The organism is Baaleninema simplex PCC 7105, from assembly GCF_000332355.1.
GTDB classification, from domain to species: domain Bacteria; phylum Cyanobacteriota; class Cyanobacteriia; order Cyanobacteriales; family Geitlerinemataceae; genus Baaleninema; species Baaleninema simplex.
Genome location: NZ_KB235962.1, coordinates 600,157 through 603,174, shown reverse-complemented (window position 1 = coordinate 603,174; position 3,018 = coordinate 600,157). Strand labels below are relative to the sequence as shown.

2 protein-coding genes and 1 pseudogene are annotated in these 3,018 nt (G+C 44.8%); all 3 read left to right on the top strand.

What is annotated here, in order from left to right:
• The first annotated feature begins 303 nt into the window (after window positions 1-303).
• Window positions 304-1,809, top strand: coding sequence for a glycoside hydrolase family protein (locus tag GEI7105_RS0128140; protein ID WP_026098031.1), 1,506 nt, complete (start codon window positions 304-306; stop codon window positions 1,807-1,809).
• 539 nt (window positions 1,810-2,348) lie between these two features.
• The gene (locus tag GEI7105_RS0128135; protein ID WP_017663690.1) at window positions 2,349-2,600 is read left to right on the top strand and encodes a hypothetical protein; all 252 of its coding nucleotides are present in this window, start codon (window positions 2,349-2,351) and stop codon (window positions 2,598-2,600) included.
• 277 nt (window positions 2,601-2,877) lie between these two features.
• Window positions 2,878-3,018 (top strand): annotated as a pseudogene (locus GEI7105_RS38055) (IS701 family transposase); the annotation flags it as partial.

Here is a 3,018-nt window from a genome sequence, read left to right as displayed (position 1 = left end):
GAAGCGAGCGAAGTCGAAGCGAGCGAAGTCGAAGCGAGCGAAGTCGAAGCGAGCGAAGTCGAAGCGAGCGAAGTCGAAGCGTTGAAATTCGGATTCCGTATAAACCGATCGCGATCGCTGTAGGCTGGCAGCACGTCTCAAACTGAGGTTCGGGCGACAAGAACTGGCGATCGCTGATTTTTGAGTCTCGAATTCATCCTGTTTTTTTTACAAAACGTCAAATCGATCGTAAATTTTTTCAACGCTTTCCGGCGATCGCGATTTCGCTCGCGCACAGTAGAATTAGCGAGATTCGGAAATACTATGAAAATCTCAATAAACTGCTTAAATTTACTGAAAGAACTCGAAGGTTGCAAACTGACAGCTTATACCTGTCCGGCTGGTGTCTGGACGATCGGTTATGGAACCACCGTTTATCCAGACGGACGTAAAGTTAGTCAGGGAGATACGATCTCACAACAACAGGCCGATGCCTTTCTTCTCGATGAATGTCGAGATAAAGCTAAAACTATTTCAGAATTGGTTCGCGTGCCGCTTACGCAAAACCAATTTGACGCGATCGTGTCTTTTGTTTATAACATTGGTGAAGGTGCGTTTGAAGAGAGTACTCTACTTCGCAAGCTCAACGATCGCGATTACGAGGGTGCGGCGGCTGAATTTAAACGATGGAATAAAATCACCCAAAACGGACAAAAAGTTGTTTGCGATGGTTTAGTCAATCGTCGCAAAAAAGAAGAAGCCTTATTTCGCAAAGCGGAAGCATCGGGGACACCACTCGATCTCGAATCGCCCCTCGAACCTCCCGTCAATTGGCTCGAACTGTATCGCGATCGCGATCGCACTGTTCTCGTCGCCTATCACGACGATCGCATCGTCGAAACCATCGCCCTCAAAACGACGCTGAAAGAAGACTTCATCGAGCTGTTACAACAGTATCCTAAAGCGAAAACTATCCATATCGCACCCGCCGAAAAATCCGTTCCCCAGAGCGATCGTGTTGAATTTTACGGTCGCAAAACTCCCCGCGATCTCGGAACGCCTCCCCCGTTAAAACACAAAGTTATCAAACGGGGAATGCGAGACAAACACGCTGAATATCGCGACATTCAAACACTGCAACAGCGGTTACAAGAACTCGGGTATTACCACCTCGAGATCGATGGTATTTTCGGTCGTGGAACTGAAAATGCAGTGAAAGCATTTCAAGCCGATGTGTTCGGCTCGGCAGAAGTTGATGGAAAAGTCGGTTCGAGAACTTGGACGATGTTGTGGTCAGATCTTCCCAAACCCGAACCCGATTCAAGTGAGAGCGATCGCCCCCAAGGAACCTATCTATACTTGACAAAAACTAATCGCAAAGATCGCTTTGGTTGCTATATTTTGAATTTAGAATACGTCAAGAATGGAAAAGTCCGAGATCGCTTAGAAGTTTGTTCTGGTCAAGCCTACGCTCAACACTTCCGCATTGGAATTGAGAGTAAAGCGGGATCTATGGAACCCTTACCTGAAGGAAAATGGTACGTCAATAATATCATCTGGGCTGACAGCAAAGATCGGTATGATGGTGGTGTTTTTCCCAATGGTTTGGGTCCCGTGACCACACCGATTAAGTATGTCGAACCCCAGTACACCCAGCGAAGTGCGATCGAGATTCACATTGACTGGAACAACCGTCGTCCTGCTGGTACAGCCGGTTGTGTGGGTATCTACAATATCGCAGACTATAAAAAATTCGTGACTTGGCTGCGAGACACCGATCCTCGAGATTTATATGTCGATTGGGGATTGGGTACTTGTCCGAAACAATAGTTTTTTCGGGTGCATCTCAAAAATGTAAATTCATCGAATTGGGCGCACTCAATTTCCAGATCCCCGGCATCTCCAAGATGCCGAGGATCTTATACCGGAAGTGCTAATCGGGAATTTTGCCACCCCAAACTGATGTTTTTGCAAAAGTGAGATGCACCCGTTTTTTTAGTATTTTTCAAGAATTTAAAACCCTTATTTTTTCCCATGAATGTATTTTGAAAATTCATTCATGGGAATTTTTTAATATTAAAACTTCAGATCGTTCGTAATGTATTTTAAACTCGATCGAAAAAGCATTCGATTCAAAAAATTTAAAAAGATAATCCAACCTATTAAGTCTAATATAACCGTCTTAAATAGGGGTGCATCTCACTTTTGTAAAAATATGAGTTTGAGGTAGATTGGACTTCGGCTTCGCTCAGTTCATGGATGGAGCGATCGCAAAATCTAACAATAGCTCGATTCAGTGCAGAGACTCCAATCTTATAAATTTACATTTTTGAGATGCACTCAAGGACACCTCGATTAATTCAAGCTTATTGAGTCCTCGACTCCGCTCGGACTCAACGCTGAGCGAAGTCGAAGCGAGCGAAGTCGAAGCGAGCGAAGTCGAAGCGAGCGAAGTCGAAGCGAGCGAAGTCGAAGCGAGCGAAGTCGAAGCGAGCGAAGTCGAAGCGAGCGAAGTCGAAGCGTTGAGAAATAGGCTCTACTATCGAGAATTAATAACGAGATTTCAAGGGTTTCAGCCGTTGGGTTGGAAGCCAGAATCAATTTTTCGAGGTTCCCTATGAGTTTTTTAAATTGATTCTGCATCTTAAGTTCAGAAGAGCCAAAATTGGAAGAGCCATCATTTTCAAGTCAAGAAGTCAGCTTTTTAAGTCGAAATACCTAATTCTTTACTTTCGTCGATTTATACTACATTAATACTACGTTTGAAGTGCGAAATGTGGACTGAAGATTAGAAGTGGAGGATTCTCGCGGTTTTGGCTAACGGGACTTAAACGGTAAAAAAGGTAAAATAAAAGCAAAACCCTTGACTGACAAGGATTTAAGGTGGAGAGTGTCCCCATGAGAGAGACCCCCCCAGCCGCTATGCCACCCTGCTTTGAGAAGTGGTGCAAGTCGTTTCCGACCCCGACTTACCAAAACCCAAGCAACAAAAAAGGGGTTTAGACACTATTTGGGAGGATTACTCGGGGAAAGCCAGCG